Origin of the sequence: Vibrio sinensis (genome assembly GCF_003605645.1) — a bacterium.
Taxonomy (GTDB): Bacteria; Pseudomonadota; Gammaproteobacteria; order Enterobacterales; family Vibrionaceae; genus Vibrio; species Vibrio sinensis.
Window position 1 is genome coordinate 1 of sequence record NZ_QVMU01000027.1, and the last position, 16,803, is coordinate 16,803.

Genomic DNA, 16,803 nt, shown 5'->3' on the forward strand with positions numbered 1-16,803 from the left:
AAGCATTGAGATGATGTTCTTGGCAAAACTCAGCGGTAATCTGTAACTCTTTAGAAAACTCAGACATAAAAAAATCGGCCTCAACTATGTTGAGACCGATTATGAACCCTGCTCAGGATCGTTCAATTATTTAAAACGATCAGCATTACGCATATGCGAGGCTTTTTTTTGCTTAAACTGTCAACGTATTTTAGGACGAGGCTAACAATAAAATAAGAAACACTTACTTAGCTTAAATCATCAGCTTGGAGAGTAATCAAGCTTGGTTTTTGTTGATACTAATGGTGCATCCATCTGACTGTAACTTTGCTTATCTCCAAACTCAGGTGGTATTGTTTCGCTTAATTCCTCAACCTCCTGTTCCGGTTCCTCTTGCGTTGGAATCGAACGTTTGTACAATTTATTGAGCGCTTTAATCAAAGAATGGGTTGGTACTTTCTTTTCTCGGATCCGACGAATCATCGGTTTAGAAAGTGATTGGAGTCCGACGACAATATCAACACCAATGTTCATCGCGACCTTGTCTCTCAAAATCCGAGCTTCTTCATGACCTAATTGGCCTGCAATAAATAGCCAAATGTACGCGATAGAACGCCCATTAGAGCCTCTTTCCATCCAGACCGAGCCTGCATTATACATCGCATCCGTATAACCTTTTTCGCTCGCTCTTTCGAGCCAATAACAACCCCGAGAAAAATCAGCCTCAACACCAACACCATTTATGTAATTAAGGCCTAACATCATTCGACCTTCATTACTTTTTAACTCCACGGCTTTTTTAAACCATTCGGTCGATTGTTCTGGTTCCGGTTCTGGATTGTCCTCGGAACAATACCATTGTCCCAAAAATAAAATGGCGGGTAGATGACTTTGAGCCGCTACTTGTGTCATAGTGACGATTGCTTTAGATATATTTTGCGTTGTTCCTCGCCCGTGAAATAGCGCAATAGCCATGTCGTATTTCGATTCTAAGCTGCCCTCACTCGCTGAAATGCACACTTGCCAAAAACGTGCTTGTTCACGTAACACTAAATCTTCACGCATTTTCGCGCTAATTCTGACGACACCGTACATACCCGTCACACTATCAAGGTGAGCGGCTTTGTTGTACCAATAAAGCGCTTGGCGCAAGTTCGTCCTTTCCGCTTCCGCGGCTAAATAAAGCATCGTAGGAATATCACCATTTTCAGCTTTGTAGACTTTTTCTTCGCGCTCCTGCTTACGATTCTTTTCCATTGCTTTACGGTAAGAATATTCTTTTCGACGGCGCTCTTGCTCCAAGTGTTTTCGTTTAACGGACAAAACTAACATCCATACGAAAAGCAACAATAGTAACAATCCCGTCGCCCCAATAGCGATGCCAATAACATTCATAGGCGGTAATATCTAACTCATAGTGGTGTTAAATGGATAGTGCTTGTTTTAGTCTTTGATGGGCTCTTTTATATGAACCAACGATCCTGTTTTTTAATGCTTAAGCTTCAACTCACTCTATCGGCCAGTTCCTAAAATAATGAAGCAATGAAGTGCATGTTTAACTCATTTTCTTCACATAACCATAGCCGTTATTGTCGATACATGGTCTAAATCTCTTAATTTCAAAAGAGAATCAAGATCACACTATCAATGTAAATCAATGAAATAAAAGGCAATAAATCGCATAAAACAGTAAAGGCAACTGTAAATGCGTCATAAAATGAGGTGCTACACGCATAAATTGTCCTGAAAAATTATGCTTTTAGCAGTTTACGGCAAAAGAAGCAGGATAATTTGACTTAAAACAATAGCGGTTCATTACAACTTATTTTATAATGCGAAATAATAGTTCAGCATCTTAGATTTTAAATTATTAGAGGCCACACAATGAGACTTATTCCGTTACAACAAGCAGTACAAGTAGGTAAATGGGCAGCAGCACATATCGCAAAACGTATTAACGACTTCAAACCAACTGCAGAGCGTCCATTCGTTCTTGGCTTGCCAACTGGCGGTACTCCTCTAGCAACATATAACGCTCTTATTGAACTTTATAAAGCTGGAGAAGTTAGCTTCAAAAACGTCGTAACTTTCAACATGGATGAATACATCGGCCTTCCAGCTGATCACCCTGAATCTTACCGTTCTTTCATGTACAACAACTTCTTTAATCACATTGATATTCAAGATGAAAATATCAATTTGCTAAATGGCAACACAGCTGATCATGACGCGGAATGCCAACGTTACGAAGACAAAATCAAGTCTTACGGCCGTATCAACCTATTCATGGGCGGTGTGGGTAACGATGGTCACATTGCATTTAACGAGCCTGCATCATCTCTTTCTTCACGTACCCGTATCAAGACACTAACTGAAGATACACGTATCGCAAACTCACGTTTCTTCGATGGTGATATCAATCAAGTACCAAAATACGCACTGACTATCGGTGTGGGTACCTTACTTGATGCTGAAGAAATTTTAGTTCTTGTTACTGGCCACAATAAAGCACTTGCTCTTCAAGCGGCTGTAGAAGGTTCTGTAAACCACTTATGGACTGTCAGCGCTCTTCAATTGCACCCTAAAGCTGTAATGGTATGTGATGAGCCATCAACTCAAGAACTAAAAGTGAAAACAGTAAAATACTTCACTGAACTTGAAGCTGAAAACATCAAAGGCTTCTAAGCCTTTTAAAGTATGTCTTGTTCGCTAGAGCTTTCAGACTGCTTTTAATAAATTAACACAGAAAAAGGAGGTCGATAGACCTCTTTTTTTGTATCTAACACAAACGTAATATCAGGCTAAATTCACAAATAACTCATCATCTGTCATATATTTGTGTCTTGCTCCAAGATTTCTGACATGCATAAACATAAAGTCCGGAAAACCAGGGGCTAGCAAATCATTAGGCTCCCAAACTACACCGCCGACAAAAACATAACGCCCTTGTTTTTCTTCCGTGTGAAGAGGGTTATTTAACGGTGTTGAAAGTTCAGGGCGAATGCCCTCTATCACACAAACAACTTGCCCTTTAGCCACTCCAATAACTCGTTTCACCAAGTTAGCTTTAATGCCACACTTCCAAGCTTGGCGAGTCGCCATCTCAAAGCCGTGTTTTCTTACCCCTTTGTGTACATGTACAAGTAGGTTCATCGACTTCCCTCTCTTATTCAGGCTGATGTTCTACTATAACGAAATTATGACAAAACCTTGGTCACATAAAACTATCAAAAAGACAACAAATCGTAATCGATAAAAGAATGCTGGTAGTCGTGACGTTTGCAGCAACACATTGAAAAATCATATTTACAATGTAAATACTGCGAACTAATTTTAACAACTTGAAAGTACCATTACCGATTCGGACAGCATTTAAAAACGAATATCCGATACGACTAGGGCGTATATTTCTTGGCTGAATTTAAACGATAAACAAACCATAAACCTCCATTCAAAATAAGCATCAAATCAAATGAAAACAAATAGTTAAAAAACACATCACGACATCCAGTTAGGCTCTATACTTTATTGATAATAATATTTATAAGGACTTCTACCATGAGTAGCCTACTGCTTAATTTACTACTTTTAGTCACACCATCTCATTCCACTGGACCTGATACACTTCCGCTGTCATGTGACCTACACGATAGTAATGACCGATTTTTGTTCTACCGTTCCCAAATGGTCTATCGAAGTGAACAATTCATCATATTTCAGAATTTTAAAGGGAGAGTCGTAAGCCAAGTGGATATGAAAACCGGAGAGTTGATCCGTACCACTTATATTGGTGACGGTTACACCCCTCAATACCAGATCCTGCTGGGCCAATGTAGTGAGGCACAACATATCCTCGACTTTTGGGCATTAGATGACATCACCTTTGACAGTCATTGAAAATGGCTCAAGTGGTCGCTTGAGCCATTTGGCGAGTGTTAGTATTCAATGACTTTAAAGGTGTGCAACTATGAGTTACGTACTCACTTCTGTACTGGCCATTACCGTTGCTATCATTTGCCCAAACCACAAAATCACACTGTCCCACAGTAAACCAAACCAAGAAGCTTTCTCAACAGCCTGATTTGTTACCAAAGGCATACTTGCAACCGTTTCTCCCTCACTCGTCCAGATAACTTTGCCGATGACATCACCTTGCGCTAGTGGTGCCAATATCGGTTGATCTAACAGTACTTTTCGCTCTAATTTTCGGCTCATTGAACGAGGCAGTGTTAGATAAGCATCTTCAATAAACTCAGCATTGACTTCGTTCACATCCCCTTTCCAAACTCGGACCTTAGATTCAATACGCCCTTTTTCTCCCACTTTTTTAGTATCAAAAAATCGAAAACCGTAACTCAGCAAGTTCTTCGATGCGGTGACTCGGCTTTGTTTACTGCTTGTTCCCATAACAACAGAAATTAAACGCATTCTTCCCTCGGTAGCAGAAGAAACTAAGCTATACCCCGCATTATTGGTGTATCCCGTTTTTCCGCCATCAACCGCGAGAGATTTATCCCACAGTAGTTTATTCCGATTGTATTGAGTGATTTTGTTCCAACGAAACATCTTTTCGTTGTAAATCTTATATACATCAGGCACATCACTGATCACCGATTTCATTAATATCGCCATATCAGAGGGCGATGTTTGAATTAAATCAGCATCTAACCCATGAGCATTAACAAAGTACGTATCCTGCATACCTAGCTTTTTCGCCCATCCATTCATCAAGGCGACAAAAGCGCCTTCACTTCCCGCAACATGCTCCGCTAGAGCAACACAAGCGTCATTACCAGATTGAATAATTACCCCACGAAGTAGGTTCGCAATCGTAATATTGTCGCCAGGCTGAATAAACATTTTTGAAGAATCAGGAAATTTTTCTGACCATGCATTCTCACTGATGGTAACAATATCCTGCCAACCCAAGCGCTCTGCTTTGATCTCTTGTCCAATGACATATGCTGTCATCAGCTTAGTTAAACTTGCCGGAGCAAGCGCTGCACGACTATTTTTCTCCGCGATAATCATGCCTGACTGGTAGTCAATTAAGATGTAACCTTTTGCTGGTAAATCAGGTGGATTTGGGGTGACGACAGCATAAACCGGCGCACAATAAAGAAGAGAAATTGCAATCCATCGCAATAAGAAATGATTCATATGGCCTCCCTCGCTATGAACGTTGTCATGTAGTTCTAAGGCACATACAAGGCGAGATATTCTTGGGAGAGTTACCTAAACGTATTCGATGCTCTTGCATCGCTACATCGTTCAATAAGGCCTCAACAGCACCAAACATCTTACTTCTGTCGACTTGTAAATTTATATCGCATAAAACTACTCAACGCCGGAGCACGAAATCAACGATTTCATATCACCGTTCTTTAATGATAGATAAGTAAGTCGACTTACGAGAGAAATTCCACAGCAAAATTACATCCACCTTCGTTTTAAAATCAAACGTCATACCATTAAAAGCCACCACCGGATGAGTTTGTTCTTCTCTGACCATTGGTTAAATCAATGATTAGAAGTAAAGTAGCGTCAATATATTCCCAAGTTGTTTGACGCTGAAATGGAGCACATCGAGGTAACTTGGGTATACGCTAGGGCTAATAAAGAGATGAACTCATGAATACTTTCCCATTTACAGATGCAGGGCTGCACTACGTTCCACATTATTTCACCGTTCCCCTTGATTACTCGAATCCTCAAAAGGATAAATTGACTGTATTTGCTCGAGAAATATCCCTAGTCGGAGAAAGTACTTTAGACGAACACAGTGGCTGCACTAAGCCTTGGCTGGTCTTTTTCCAAGGTGGTCCTGGCTTTCCGGCACTGCGTCCAAACGGTCATAATGGTTGGATAAAACGTGCATTAAAGGAATATCGTGTATTACTGCTTGATCAGCGAGGAACTGGCAATAGTTCAGTGATCTCCCATCAAACTCTGGCGACTCTCGATGCCGAACAACAAGCCGAATATCTTTGTCACTTTCGCGCCGATAATATTGTTCGAGATGCCGAGTTCATTCGTGAGCAATTGGGCGTAACACAATGGGCGATTTTAGGACAAAGCTTTGGCGGCTTTTGCTCATTAACCTATTTATCTCTGTTTCCAAATAGCTTGCTGCGTAGTTATATCACCGGTGGTATTCCGTCAATCCATCGCCATGCCGATGATGTCTATCAAGCGACATTTAACCGCACAATGGAAAAGAACAAAGCGTTTTTCGACCAATTTCCTCATGCTCAAAATTTATGCGCTAAAATTGCCAATCACCTACTACACCATGAAGAATTTTTGCCAAATGGACAGCGTTTTACCGTAGAACAATTTCAGCAAATTGGCATCAATTTCGGTTTAAGTGGCACTTTTTTACCAACTTACTACTTGTTGGAAAGCGCACTAATAGAAGTAAATGGGAAACCTCAGCTACGTTATGAATTTTTGAATGCGATGCTGGCAGAACAAGGTTTCCAAACAAATCCAATCTACGCCATCTTACATGAATCAATTTATTGTCAAGGCTTTGCTTCCAATTGGAGTGCACATCGCGTACGTCAAACTCGCGACGAATTTAACTATCAACCGAATAAACCTTTCTATTTTACCGGTGAAATGGTATTCCCTTGGATGTTCGAGCAGTACACATGCCTAAAACCTTTACAACAAGCCGCAGAAATCTTGGCACAAAAGCAAGATTGGTCTTCGCTCTATAGTGCCCAACAACTGGCGAATAATACGGTTCCGATTAGTTGTGCGGTTTACGCTGATGATATGTTTGTCGAGATGGACATCAGTCGCGAAACGCTGGCTAACATCCCAAATAGCAAAGCATGGATTACCAATGAGTATGAGCACAATGGGCTACGTGCAGATGGTGAAAAGATTTTAGATATTCTGATTACTATGAGTAACCAAACTGCAGAGCAGCTCAAAATGAAACAAACCATGAAGAACAAAATAACTCCATCAAATAAAGAAGAACAATCATCATGCTAATAGATAAACTGGCTTGGCTTCATATTGAAAATAAAAAAGTACTTTGTGTTCGTTCTTACGGAAAAACACTGTTCTATGTACCTGGCGGAAAACGTGATGTGGGTGAATCAGATAGCGAAGCTCTCATCCGCGAAATACAAGAGGAACTATCGGTAGAATTAGAACTGCAAAGCCTTAGCCTCTATGGCGTGTTTGAAGCGCCAGCTGACGGTAAAGCAAGTGGCATTACCGTCAAAGCGACTTGTTATATCGGAGATTACCGAGGTGAACTTAAACCTGCTTCTGAAATCGAAGAGCTAGCATGGTTAGGTTATAGTGATATTGAGCAATGCTCTGCGGTAGTTAAAGATTTATTTGAACACCTACACCAACAAGGTTTGATTGCGTAAATAAATCCTACAACTTAATTGATTATTTGACATCAAAAGATATTGTGCTGAAACCTCACTTTCGGTTTCAGCACTTTTCCCACCTAAGTCACCTAAGCCAACGTCACTTGGATATCTCAGTCGTCCAATAGATGATTTCTTCCCGCAATCAGTCCCATTTCGTAGCCTTCAATCAGAACAGATTGACGACGACTTAAACGCTGAACATGAAACTCGCTTGGCGGTGCAATGACTCGAATTACCGCATCAGCAGGAGGATTACGAATAAATGCTAACGATTCATTATAGTTATCGGCTCGCTGCAGCATTGCTTCTGCCATTTTAGGATGCTCAGCAAACAACTTGCGCATTAACCATGGCGTCTTAACTCGTGATTTCGCGTACTCTAGAGGGTGAGAAAGCACAACTGTAATATCACGTGCCCCTAGACGATATGCTTCTCTCACAGGAATAGAATCCGCTACACCACCATCGGTATAGCAGCCACCAGAGAAACAAGGTGTATGCTTGTACGCAATAGGAAGCGCAGTCGTCGCTTCCATCGCATGGTGGAAGTTATGACGCGTTATACGATAGTAATCGGCTTTGCCTGTATCCACATTGGTGGTGGTTGCGAAAAAAGGAATACCATCAAATAGTTTCACTTCATCAACCGGATACTGACGATTTGATTCTTCAAACAACCATTTCACATCGATCAAATCTCCCCCTTTAACAAAACGGGCTGGATCAAAAAAACGTTTACTTGTTGCGAGCTTAGTGATCACATTAATACTACGATGTGGATAGTCCGTAAGATACCCTATCAGGTTTGATGCCCCTGCAGATACTCCAATAGCAAAATCAAATGGTTTATAATCTTGTTCTAAAAATGCATCCAAAACGCCGCTGGCAAACACGCCACGCATAGCGCCACCTTCAACAACAATAGCTTTCGTTGTCATGGTTCCCCCTAAACAAAAACGACAATCAGCATAGTCAACTTTACGTTTAAACGATAATGGCTTTTTCTTATTAATAAGATAGCTTAAAGCTATTAACTTTCGATAACACGATGGAAACTAAGAATACGAGGATATAAGCGAATCAATATCATCATCCGGTTTACGTTCGCCTTAACAATGAATGATTCAAGCATTAAGTGAATGCTAACTTATACGCTTGAGCAGCACCATCAATGAACATTTGGGTGCCGATCACAGCAAGAATGAGACCCATCATTTTTGTAATCACGTTCAAGGCGCTCGGACCAATTGCTTTCACCAATTTATCTCCTGATAAAAACAGAACGTAAGTAATGATACAAAGCACTGCAAAAGAGGCAATGGTGATAATAGTTTGATCAATGCCACCATCTGTGGCGAAGTTCATCGCGGTTGCTATTGTCCCTGGCCCGGCAAGTAAAGGGGTCGCTAATGGGGAAACCGCAATACTCAATGCCGCTTGTTGCTGCTCTGGAGAGTACGCTTTTTGTTTGGTTTTATGGTGAGTAGACTCACCTTGCAACATATGGAATCCAATTAAAAAGACTAAAATACCGCCCGTAATACGTAGCGCGTATAAAGTGATCCCAAACAAATCAAAAATAACTTTACCGGAAATTGCAAAAACAGAAATGATAATGAAAGCCAAAAAGACAGAACGAAATGCAATCGACTTGACAGTCTCTCGCTCCTCATCTGCTGTCAAACTTAAAAAGATGGGAATATTAGCGATGGGGTTCATTATGGCAAAGAACCCCATAAAAACAGTAATGCCGTGAAGTACTAACTCTTTCATGAGTACACTGTAAGATATTGAACAATGCTATAAGTATACCGCCAGCCCATTACTCATAACATTGTTTTACACCAACTTTTAACTTATTAAACTCGTTTAAGTAACATCATTACTTCCACATGTTCCGTATGAGGAAACATATCAAACCATTGTGCGCGTTCAATACGATAATGGCTCATCTGCTCTAAATCACTCAACATTGTATGTGGGTTACAACTCGAGTAAATAATGTATTCAGGAGCCAAATGTTGTAATTGCCCGGCCAACTCCGCTCCTAAACCACGACGAGGAGGGTTGACCAACACTAAGTCTGGAGTTTGGTCTTGAGATAAGGAAAAACTGCCCGAATCCAATGCCGCAAATTGTAAATTATCAATACCAATCATCGCAGCAGAGCGTTTTGCACTGGCAATCGCTTCTGGCTCTATTTCGATTCCGGTTACCGCCGTTTTTTCTGAGGCACAATGCAAAGCAAAACCGCCTACGCCACAAAACAGATCCCACATTGAACTAGGCTCAAGCTCTTCCACCCACTGCTGCGCTGTCGCATACAACTGCTCTGCAACTTTAGGGTTTGTTTGGAAAAAGCTCTTCGGGCGAATAACCAAAGGGACATGATTAAATTGTTCCAACAGATTGTGCTGTTCCGTTAAGAAAATTTCCTCCTCTCCCTCTAGACGAGCCATATGAATAGGCTGCAGGTTAACCGTCACCACGGTCACTTTAGGAAATGCATCTTGTAAACGCGACAAATTAGCCTTGATTCGCTCAATCGCATTTTCACTACGCATAACAAAACGTAGCATGAACTCGCCATTACTTTGCGCGCGCGTTAGCAACACAAACTTTAGCTCACCCTTTTTCTTCACTTTGTTATACGGAGGAATCCCCGCAACACGAATCCAATTTTGTAGGTACGCCAGTAACTGCTGTATTTCATCTTGGTATAGCGGACAACTTACCAATGAAACGGGAGTTCCATCAGTCACATTTTCAATTCCAAGTACCGGCTGGTGCGCAGCACCAAGCACTACCATCTTCGCTTTGTTACGAAATTGAACCACATCACTTTTCACCGGGGCAAACCACTGTTTCGGGTTCAAATGAGAAAATAACGCATTGAGATCAGATTGCTTTTGCTCTACTTGATCAAGATAAGGTATTGAGCAATGTTTGCATGACGCACAACCTTGTTGCGTAAAGAATTCACATTGTAAAGTATCAAGTGACATGAAAGAGTCCTGAGAAACAAAAGCTGCAATTCTAGTCCTCTTTCCACACATGACCATTCGAAAGCTTTATCGTAACGATAAACCCATTAACCCTATTTGGATCTTTGCAATCCAACACACACGCTAACGCGAAGCTGTCGACAAGCGTTTTTTTTCTCGATAGAGTTTCGTTCAATTCTACGAATAATAACTCTCTCAGAAGGTCGCTCAACCATGAACTCTACGATCGAAACTATTCTTGCTCACCGTTCTATTCGCCAATTTACCCAACAACCTATCGATTCTGAACAACTGGATACCATCATCCGATCCGGTATAGCAGCATCCTCATCAAGTATGCTGCAGGTTATATCTATTATTCGCGTTACTGATGCTGAAAAGCGCAAATCGCTAGCTCACCTTGCAGGGGATCAAAGCTATGTCGAAAAAGCGGCTGAATTCTTAGTTTTCTGTATCGATTATCAACGCCACATGACCATCAACGATCAAGTGCAGCCTGAATTCACTGAACTGACCCTTATTGGTGCAGTGGATGCTGGTATCATGGCTCAAAACTGCTTACTGGCCGCAGAATCAATGGGCCTAGGTGGGGTTTACATTGGTGGTTTACGAAATAACGCTCAACAAGTCGATGAATTACTTCAACTTCCACAACATACGGCGGTCTTATTTGGAATGTGCCTAGGTTATCCTGCCCAAGATCCACAAGTAAAACCCCGTCTGCCAGCCCAAGTTATTGTTCACGAAAATCACTACCACTCTCTAGATAAAGAAGCTATCGCTCAATACGATCAAACCATGCTCGAATACTACGCAGGGCGTTCAACCAATCAAAAACAAGCAAGTTGGTCAGAACAAACGACTGGGAAGCTTTGTGAAGAATCTCGTCCTCATATATTGCCTTACTTGAATAGCAAAGGTTTAGCCCAGCGCTAATCTCTTAGCTATTTATTTAGGTATCGGGGCGAATAACCATTGACCTATCTATAACTTCATAGTTTACATTACTCAACATCAACGCATTTTGGAGAGACAACCGGTGTATCGCATTTCTGAGCTCGCCGCTAAAGTCGGCTTATCACGTACGGCCTTGCTCTATTATGAAAAGCAACAATTGATTCAAGGAAAACGATTAGATAACGGATACCGCGTTTACAGTGACAAAGACCTGCAACGGATCCGACTTATCCAACAACTTCAAGCTGGTGGACTCACTCTTAAAGAGTGCAAAGCTTGCTTAGAAGCCAAGATAGATCGTCCTCTCCTAGAAAATCGCCTAAAAAAACTCGATGAAGAGATTGCACAAAAACAACAATCACGACACTTTCTCGCCGCAATGCTGGGAGAGGGTGACCTTAAGTCGTGGCATGAGAGTGCTGACAAGCTTGCACCAGACGCACATTTAGATTGGTTAAAGAAGCAAGGTTTCAATGAAAAAGAAGCTCTGCGATTAAAGTGGTTATCAAAAGATATGAACGAACACGAACAATATATGGCCGACTTCATGAAAGTCTTCGAAACCCTTGAACGATGGGCTCCTGGCAGCGAAGAAGAAACCTTAAAGGCTCTGTCGAAAGTTCCCGTCTCTCCAAAAAGCATTCTGGAAATTGGTTGCGGTAAAGGCTTATCTACGGCTCTTCTTGCCGACAATACAGTGGCTTCCATTACCGCAGTCGATAATGAACAATCAGCTCTCACAAGACTGGCCGAGCGTTTTAGCGAAAAAGGATTAGCTGAGCGACTCACAACGGTATGTGCCAGTATGACAGAACTGCCATTCGATAAGGCCAGTTTTGACTTGATTTGGGCTGAAGGCTGCGCCTATATCATGGGCGTAGCGAAAGCGTTATCGGAATGGAAACCATTACTTAAAAATGATGGCATATTGATGATCAGCGATTTGGTTTGGCTGACTGATTCTCCAAGTGCAGACACCATCGAATTTTGGAAAAGTGAGTACCCCGATATTCAAACCATCACGACACGAAAAGAACAAATTGAAGCCGCCGGCTACGAAATTATTGATGACTTTACACTGAGTCATCAAGCATGGGAAAACTACTATTCTCCACTAAAAGTGCGAATTGAGGAGTTACAATCTTCCATGCTCGGCGCTCCAGCACTAAAAGATATTGAAAAAGAAATAAGCATGTATACCCAACACTTAGATCAGTTTGGTTATCATATGTTCATCTTAAAAAATGCTTAACTCACTGTTATAAATAAATAATTTTGAACAGCTGAGTATAGTCTACATCACCTGTAGTTATAGGTAGACGACAAGCAAGTACATTCCTAATTACCTAGATAAGCTAGGTAATTAGGGAAATAAACACTATCTTATTATTAAATAACAACCAATAAATACTATCCTCAACAATAGTCTTATCTATTCATCTCTATTTAAGAACATCGGAATAAACGACATAATAACGTCACTTTTTCACGACAAAAAAACGTCATCACAACAATAAATCCAAACATTTATAAAATACCGTTTATAGCACAGTAGCGAAATCTACTCGGCAACAAATTAATCACGATTTTCACTCTCAATTTTTGATAAAAGTTATTGATGTAATTGAAAAGTAACTCATAATTTTACCAACACCTGTACTTATTGTGGTTCATTTACATATAACATTGCATCATGGCTGAATATCAATCACAATATTTAGTATTAATTAAAATATTGTTAGCATGCACTTCCATTGATTTTCCCCTATGTAATGAGCGAATAACGATAGATTACAGCCATAAATATAATTGTTTCAGGATATTGATATGCCGCGTTGGTCTCTTCTCATTCATACTCGTTTAATATTTGCCTCATTAATTTTCTTACTATCGTCTCAAGTGACGGCAGCACAGAAAGAGATAGCATCAACTTCAAATAAAGATACGATTATTATTGGCGTGATCAGTTCTAACCCAACTAAAGTTTTCAAACGAACCCAAGCTTTTGCAGATTATGTTGCGAGTCAATTAGAACATCGCGGTATAACGTCCTCTCGCATTGCCATTGCGAAAGATATTGACCAAATGGCGCGCTGGCTGAAAAATGGTCAAGTTGATATTGTGTCTGAGACAACGTTTGCTGCCCATCAATTAAACCAATCAGCCAATGCTAAATTCCTCGCTCGACGCTGGAAAAGTGGTGAAGCTGAATATTCAACAGTATTTTTCACCAGCAATGAGAGTGGCATTACACATTTTGACGACTTGGTCGGTAAAGTTATCGCTTTTGAAGATAGAGGCTCAACCAGTGCTTTTCTAATTCCCGCTTCAATACTATTAAAACGAGGGTATGAACTTTACGAAGTCACTTCTCCACGCGAAACGCCTCCAAAAAACAAGATCGGTTACTTTTTCTCAGATGAATTTTCTAGTGCCGGTGGTGAAGCAAATATGATGAGTTGGGTTTATGGCAACTTTGTTGCTTCAGCGGCTTTTAGTAATTTAGACTGGCAAAAAGAAGTGCCATCTCAAGTGAAAAACAAACTCAATATCTACTATCAAAGCCAAGCAATTCCTCGCGCAATCACTTTAGTTCGTGCTGACTTGCCGCAAGAATTACAAACAGACATCAAAGAAATTTTACTTTCAGCTCATCAAGATAAACAAGGTAAACGAGCATTAGATAAATACAAAGACACCAAGAAATTTGATTCAATCTCACCAAGTATTATTCAAAGTATTGAATGGGCTGGTGAGTTGAAAGAGCTAATAGATAGTCATTTAACACACTAGTGCAGAGAGTCATTAAATAATGAAACTGAAACGCAAACTAGTTATTGGGAATATGTTCATGGTGGTATTGGCCTTGAGCATCCTATCCATTTCACAACTATTTATTGCCAACTATTATGCTCAGGAGATCCTAACAAAGACATCAAACCATATTTCGTCGAAGTTTATTACCTATGCGCATGCTCGCGCAGAACAAACAATGTCTTACCTAACGGAAGCGTTAATAAACCCATTATACTTCTATGATCTTGAAGGGGTTCAGGACTTACTTGAACCGACACTAAAAGACAGCTCAACGCTGCAGATCAAAGTGTTCGATAAACGTGGCTTAATTTTCCATTCCGGTGGCGATCACGCAATGAGTGAGTATGGTAAAGCACTCAACATGCCCGCCATTGAGGCAGCAATTCTAAAAGACAAGACGCCGTTAGTTCGTATTGAAAACGAAACCATGACTATGGCTCAACCGTTACTTCTCAATGATGAGCTGCTTGGTGGCTTGGTGATGCAATACTCTCTAGAAAAATCTCATCGAGACATCGAACAAAACCAATCTATTGTTGAAGAAATTAATCAATTTAGCCAGCAATCAAGCACAACGCTCATCATCATCGTCGCTGTCATTATGTGCCTGATTAGTTTGATTTTTTCCATTCTATTGGCCAATGCTCTGATTGTTCCAATTACCAAGCTTGTCGGGCATTCACGTCGAATCAGTAATGGGGAATATCAAGTATCCAATCAAATCAATCGTGATGACGAACTTGGTGAGTTAGCCAGAGCATTTGATGAAATGGACCTCAATTTAAAAGAGCGTACCGATGCGATTGAATTTCTTGCTTATAGTGATCCTCTAACCAAACTACCCAACCGAATTCAGTTTATTCAGTTTTTGGAACAGCAACTTCAGACTAAAAATGTTCGCCCATTTGCAGTGTTTTTTATCGACCTCGATGAGTTTAAGAGAATTAATGATATTTTCGGTCATCATGTGGGTGATGAGTTGCTGTGTGAAGTAGCAAAACTTCTCCAAGAGAACATCCGAAACTGTGACTTCCTCGCTTCATCAGGTCGCCAATCTCATAGTCTCCTATCGAGAGTGGGTGGTGATGAATTTCTGCTATGCATTCCCGATATCCACAATGCAGATTTAGCCTCTAAAATCGCTAAACGGCTTTTGACTGTGATCTCTCAGCCTATATACTTAAACGGACCTAAAGAATTTTTTGTTATTGGCGGGAGTATCGGTGTCGCTCTCTCTAACATTGCAGGGCACACCCCTGAAGAATTAGTGAAAAATGCGGACATCGCCATGTATGCCGCTAAATATCGCGGTAAAGGAACATACTGTCATTTCTCTAACGAAATGAAGCAGAGGGTCAAAAGTCACGGAGCAATTGAACGTGAGCTGCGCAAAGCGATTGTAGACTTCTCTCAGTTCCAATTATGGTATCAACCAAAAATCGATTTAAAAACAGGGAAAACAATAGGGGCAGAAGCTCTAATACGTTGGATACATCCCGAGAAAGGCTTTGTTCCTCCAAGTGATTTTATTCCGATTGCAGAAGCAATGGGGACCATCATTCCTATCGGGACTTGGGTCATTGAGCAAGTCTGTCGTGATTTAGAAAGCTGGCAAGATTTGCTCAAAGATCAGCCTGAGTTCCATGTCGCTTTAAACTTATCTGTTAAGCAGCTGTTTAGACAAAACGTCGCTGACGTTCTAGAACAACAGATGCGTCAACACTCAATTCCATCATCACGAGTTCAAGTCGAGGTGACTGAAACAGCGCTAATGCAAGACAAGCATAGTGCAAAAAAATCACTCGATGCATTAAGAAAAATTGGTATCGAAGTTTGGTTAGATGATTTTGGTACCGGTTACTCATCGCTGCGATATTTACGCGAGTTCAATATCGATGGGCTTAAGATTGACCGCACCTTTGTCTCTGACATTGAACAAGATGCAAATGCTCGAGCTCTTTGTGCAGCTATTATTTCTATGGCGCACCAACTCGGTGTTCGAGTCGTCGCAGAGGGTGTAGAAGAAACAACTCAACTGGACTTTCTCATTAAAGAGGGATGTGATTATGGGCAAGGGTATCTATTTGGTAAGCCCGTCCCGTTAATCGAATTTGAAAAAACACTGCACAATTCAAAACCTGAAGCTCTTACTCTTAGTAATAATGAAAGCTCTCCGCTAGAAATCATTAAATAACCAACTCAGTGTTCATCCAATGCTAGAGAAACAACGCCAGAGCCACTAGGCTCTGGCGTTTCCATTTGGCTCTGATTTTAACATTACTTGCTCTAACCAATATTCACCGTGGAACCGCCGGTGAGCACGCCCCCACAGCTCACCGCATCACCGATTCTGGCTGCTGGTAGGCCATCAATCATCACGGTACTCGAGCCACCACTAATCGCTCTTGGGTGAAGTGGGTTTTTAGGCTTATCGTGAGGGGCTAGCGGATCACCTTTGCGAGCCAATGGCTTACCATCCACCATCACGGTGGTCGATGCGGCAATAATCGGTGTAGGAGGGAAGCCATCATGGCCAGTACCAATATCTCCTAATAGCGCAGCTTTAGGCATTGTCGTTTCCTTACTTAAACTTACTTAAAATAAATCGATGGAAGTTTCATCCAAAAACATATTGGGTTTGAACT

15 protein-coding genes are annotated in these 16,803 nt (G+C 41.0%); 8 read left to right on the forward strand and 7 right to left on the reverse strand.

The genetic code is table 11. From position 1 onward, the window contains the following. Nucleotides 1–240 precede the first annotated feature (240 nt). Nucleotides 241–1,374: a tetratricopeptide repeat protein gene (locus DZ860_RS19795; protein WP_120034587.1), complete on the reverse strand. Its 1,134-nt coding sequence runs from the start codon at nt 1,372–1,374 to the stop codon at nt 241–243. 489 nt (nt 1,375–1,863) lie between these two features. On the opposite strand from DZ860_RS19795, the gene nagB reads away from it, so the two are divergent. Beyond that, nucleotides 1,864–2,664: a glucosamine-6-phosphate deaminase gene (nagB, locus tag DZ860_RS19800; RefSeq protein WP_120034589.1), complete on the forward strand. Its 801-nt coding sequence runs from the start codon at nt 1,864–1,866 to the stop codon at nt 2,662–2,664. Between the two features lie 111 nt (nt 2,665–2,775). Here nagB and DZ860_RS19805 read toward each other — a convergent pair whose 3' ends face one another. Next, entirely contained in the window at nt 2,776–3,132 is a 357-nt protein-coding gene (locus tag DZ860_RS19805) for an acyl-CoA synthetase (protein ID WP_120034591.1), read from the reverse strand. 405 nt (nt 3,133–3,537) lie between these two features. Between DZ860_RS19805 and DZ860_RS19810 the strand changes: the two genes are divergently transcribed. Further along, a complete protein-coding gene (locus DZ860_RS19810) occupies nt 3,538–3,876 on the forward strand; it encodes a hypothetical protein (protein ID WP_120034593.1) in 339 nt (112 codons plus the stop codon). Nucleotides 3,877–3,951: 75 nt separating this feature from the next. Here DZ860_RS19810 and DZ860_RS19815 read toward each other — a convergent pair whose 3' ends face one another. Then, the gene (locus DZ860_RS19815) at nt 3,952–5,139 is read right to left on the reverse strand and encodes a D-alanyl-D-alanine carboxypeptidase family protein (RefSeq protein WP_120034595.1); all 1,188 of its coding nucleotides are present in this window, start codon (nt 5,137–5,139) and stop codon (nt 3,952–3,954) included. 471 nt (nt 5,140–5,610) lie between these two features. On the opposite strand from DZ860_RS19815, the gene DZ860_RS19820 reads away from it, so the two are divergent. Together DZ860_RS19820 and DZ860_RS19825 are read left to right on the forward strand one after the other, a co-directional pair. After that, nucleotides 5,611–6,984 carry an alpha/beta fold hydrolase gene (locus DZ860_RS19820; protein WP_120034597.1) on the forward strand — a complete coding sequence of 458 codons (1,374 nt, stop codon included), beginning with the start codon at nt 5,611–5,613 and terminating at the stop codon, nt 6,982–6,984. Continuing rightward, entirely contained in the window at nt 6,978–7,373 is a 396-nt protein-coding gene (locus DZ860_RS19825) for an NUDIX hydrolase (protein ID WP_207890659.1), read from the forward strand. Before DZ860_RS19820 ends, DZ860_RS19825 begins: the two co-directional genes overlap by 7 nt. A gap of 116 nt (nt 7,374–7,489) precedes the next feature. Here the strand turns inward: DZ860_RS19825 and DZ860_RS19830 are convergent, their stop codons facing one another. The 3 genes from DZ860_RS19830 to rlmC all read right to left on the reverse strand — a co-directional run bounded on the left by DZ860_RS19830 (nt 7,490) and on the right by rlmC (nt 10,384). Next, the gene (locus DZ860_RS19830; RefSeq protein ID WP_120034601.1) at nt 7,490–8,317 is read right to left on the reverse strand and encodes a patatin-like phospholipase family protein; all 828 of its coding nucleotides are present in this window, start codon (nt 8,315–8,317) and stop codon (nt 7,490–7,492) included. A gap of 193 nt (nt 8,318–8,510) precedes the next feature. After that, nucleotides 8,511–9,152 carry a MarC family protein gene (locus tag DZ860_RS19835; RefSeq protein ID WP_120034603.1) on the reverse strand — a complete coding sequence of 214 codons (642 nt, stop codon included), beginning with the start codon at nt 9,150–9,152 and terminating at the stop codon, nt 8,511–8,513. Between the two features lie 86 nt (nt 9,153–9,238). Next, entirely contained in the window at nt 9,239–10,384 is a 1,146-nt protein-coding gene (gene rlmC, locus DZ860_RS19840) for a 23S rRNA (uracil(747)-C(5))-methyltransferase RlmC (protein ID WP_120034605.1), read from the reverse strand. Between the two features lie 213 nt (nt 10,385–10,597). Between rlmC and nfsA the strand changes: the two genes are divergently transcribed. The 4 genes from nfsA (at nt 10,598) to DZ860_RS19860 (ending at nt 16,352) form a co-directional block, all read left to right on the forward strand. Next, nucleotides 10,598–11,320 carry an oxygen-insensitive NADPH nitroreductase gene (gene nfsA / locus DZ860_RS19845; protein WP_120034607.1) on the forward strand — a complete coding sequence of 241 codons (723 nt, stop codon included), beginning with the start codon at nt 10,598–10,600 and terminating at the stop codon, nt 11,318–11,320. A 103-nt stretch (nt 11,321–11,423) separates the two neighbouring features. Beyond that, nucleotides 11,424–12,593, forward strand: a complete 1,170-nt coding sequence (locus DZ860_RS19850) for a MerR family transcriptional regulator (protein WP_120034609.1) — start codon at nt 11,424–11,426, stop codon at nt 12,591–12,593. 575 nt (nt 12,594–13,168) lie between these two features. Further along, the gene (locus DZ860_RS19855; protein ID WP_120034610.1) at nt 13,169–14,134 is read left to right on the forward strand and encodes a phosphate/phosphite/phosphonate ABC transporter substrate-binding protein; all 966 of its coding nucleotides are present in this window, start codon (nt 13,169–13,171) and stop codon (nt 14,132–14,134) included. Nucleotides 14,135–14,153: 19 nt separating this feature from the next. Then, complete coding sequence (locus tag DZ860_RS19860) at nt 14,154–16,352, forward strand: EAL domain-containing protein (RefSeq protein ID WP_120034612.1); 2,199 nt, start codon at nt 14,154–14,156, stop codon at nt 16,350–16,352. 92 nt (nt 16,353–16,444) lie between these two features. Here DZ860_RS19860 and DZ860_RS19865 read toward each other — a convergent pair whose 3' ends face one another. After that, a complete protein-coding gene (locus DZ860_RS19865) occupies nt 16,445–16,729 on the reverse strand; it encodes a type VI secretion system PAAR protein (RefSeq protein WP_120034614.1) in 285 nt (94 codons plus the stop codon). Nucleotides 16,730–16,803: the final 74 nt, after the last annotated feature.

Excerpts from the sequence above, each read along its gene's own strand:
- DZ860_RS19825 (WP_207890659.1), top strand. The coding sequence starts at position 6,978 with ATGCTAATAGATAAACTGGCTTGGCTTCATATTGAAAATAAAAAAGTA.
- DZ860_RS19810 (WP_120034593.1), top strand. The coding sequence starts at position 3,538 with ATGAGTAGCCTACTGCTTAATTTACTACTTTTAGTCACACCATCTCAT.
- nfsA (WP_120034607.1), top strand. The coding sequence starts at position 10,598 with ATGAACTCTACGATCGAAACTATTCTTGCTCACCGTTCTATTCGCCAA.
- DZ860_RS19815 (WP_120034595.1), bottom strand. The coding sequence starts at position 5,139 with ATGAATCATTTCTTATTGCGATGGATTGCAATTTCTCTTCTTTATTGT.
- DZ860_RS19855 (WP_120034610.1), top strand. The coding sequence starts at position 13,169 with ATGCCGCGTTGGTCTCTTCTCATTCATACTCGTTTAATATTTGCCTCA.
- DZ860_RS19820 (WP_120034597.1), top strand. The coding sequence starts at position 5,611 with ATGAATACTTTCCCATTTACAGATGCAGGGCTGCACTACGTTCCACAT.
- DZ860_RS19860 (WP_120034612.1), top strand. The coding sequence starts at position 14,154 with ATGAAACTGAAACGCAAACTAGTTATTGGGAATATGTTCATGGTGGTA.
- DZ860_RS19865 (WP_120034614.1), bottom strand. The coding sequence starts at position 16,729 with ATGCCTAAAGCTGCGCTATTAGGAGATATTGGTACTGGCCATGATGGC.
- rlmC (WP_120034605.1), bottom strand. The coding sequence starts at position 10,384 with ATGTCACTTGATACTTTACAATGTGAATTCTTTACGCAACAAGGTTGT.
- DZ860_RS19830 (WP_120034601.1), bottom strand. The coding sequence starts at position 8,317 with ATGACAACGAAAGCTATTGTTGTTGAAGGTGGCGCTATGCGTGGCGTG.
- DZ860_RS19805 (WP_120034591.1), bottom strand. The coding sequence starts at position 3,132 with ATGAACCTACTTGTACATGTACACAAAGGGGTAAGAAAACACGGCTTT.
- DZ860_RS19835 (WP_120034603.1), bottom strand. The coding sequence starts at position 9,152 with ATGAAAGAGTTAGTACTTCACGGCATTACTGTTTTTATGGGGTTCTTT.
- DZ860_RS19795 (WP_120034587.1), bottom strand. The coding sequence starts at position 1,374 with ATGAATGTTATTGGCATCGCTATTGGGGCGACGGGATTGTTACTATTG.
- nagB (WP_120034589.1), top strand. The coding sequence starts at position 1,864 with ATGAGACTTATTCCGTTACAACAAGCAGTACAAGTAGGTAAATGGGCA.